The 1,452-nt window shown below is 43.3% G+C and carries 2 protein-coding genes and 1 pseudogene; all 3 read right to left on the reverse strand.

Annotation, left to right across the window (positions count from 1 at the left end):
• Positions 1 to 614, reverse strand: a 614-nt coding sequence (locus ACTXGO_RS13695) for a catalase family protein (protein WP_459112934.1), incomplete at its 3' end; no start/stop codon positions are given.
• A gap of 24 nt (positions 615 to 638) precedes the next feature.
• A complete protein-coding gene (locus ACTXGO_RS13700) occupies positions 639 to 971 on the reverse strand; it encodes a hypothetical protein (protein ID WP_443574911.1) in 333 nt (110 codons plus the stop codon).
• A gap of 46 nt (positions 972 to 1,017) precedes the next feature.
• Positions 1,018 to 1,452 (reverse strand): annotated as a pseudogene (locus ACTXGO_RS13705) (Dyp-type peroxidase); the annotation flags it as partial.

Genomic DNA, 1,452 nt, shown 5'->3' on the forward strand with positions numbered 1-1,452 from the left:
ATAATCTCAAAGTTGCCATCATCAGGTACATCTTGGCATGGAATGGTCAAACGCGCGACGGTGACAAATGGCACATCCGACTCTTTCCATTCAGTGGTAATCTCCTCGATTGGCTGCTTTTTGAGATTACGACACAACTGAATCTGAATATCAAACTGATAATCATGTTCACGAATTTCCTCTACAATTAGGGGACGAATTGCCTCTTCGCGAGCGTCTACCTTTACCTCACGGCGCGTTATCTTTTTGACGAAAACTGCTGTAGGCGTGGCGCGTATCTTGGCCATGTAGTCGCCATGACGCACTGCGCCCTGCGAGTAAAAGTCATATAATAAAGTATTTTTTGGCTCAATAGTCGTAAAGCCGCCGATCGCTTTAAAGGTCTTAATTGACTCTTTGGTTGGCAGTCTAGAGCCGTAGTTGGTCAGCCAATTAAAAGCCAATTGTGCCCTGCCTAGTACGCCATTTTCCGTATATTTAGGCAACTCTAAAAATAGTTTCGACAGATAGGTGTATTCTTGAATTCTATTGCAAAAGAAAACAGGATGATTGATGAAGTTGAAGTCAAAAGTCGTACTATCTTCTTCTCCTGGCGCTAACTTTACGCCCGGCACATCAAAAACCTTAATCGCTAAACCCTACGCAAATCCAAGTTTACGATCCGCAAATACTCTCGATGAACCGTTAGACAATCGAATCACAGCGTCATGAATGCCAGATTTGGCATAGAGACCTTGAGCGTACTCGGCAGGAATATCATCCAAGATCTCAAACTTGGCTTTTAATGCACAGTAACCTTTAGCATGAGCATCACGTGTATGGTAATTTATATCGCTAGCTTTATCACTTCGAGCAATATAGCTTTTGATATCGTCAGTGATGGTACGAATATTGCGCTCATCTTCTGCACTAAGTTCAATATATTTTGAATCGTAGGGGACGTATTTTGTTTTAAATAACTTTTTTAGCATAAAGGATCCTCGTTTTTATTAGTTGAGTCGTATCTATAGGTAAAGGTTAAGATAACTCGCTAATCCATTGTAGTGCGGACAAGCTTGGAATAAAGAAGTACTCGCCACCATGCAAGGTATTAAAGGTTTCGATACCGTGATAGCGCTTGCGAATTGGGTCAGCGGGTACGGTAAAGGTATCAGCATCGCTGTCCTTATTGGCATCATGTAAGCCAACCATTGGGTCTTTTTCTTCCCCTAAGCTCATAAAGTTGCCATCATCAATCCACTGTGATTGCAAGAATTCTACGGTTTCCATCGCATGCGCGTTGATACCGATAAAGAACAAGCCGCGATCCTTACCATCGTCCTTAACTACCCCAGGTGGCACAACCTCGCCAAAACCAACACTGCGTCTGACAATACGGTGAATACGCACATCAGATAAGATAAAGTCTTTGCTATCGCGCGGATTCATGCGCCGTACGTGTGCGCCAAACGG

This window comes from Psychrobacter sp. T6-1 (genome assembly GCF_052258445.1).

What these genes read in the sequence shown, in the direction of transcription:
- ACTXGO_RS13700 (WP_443574911.1), bottom strand. Translation starts at nt 971, where the DNA reads ATGCTAAAAAAGTTATTTAAAACAAAATACGTCCCCTACGATTCAAAA.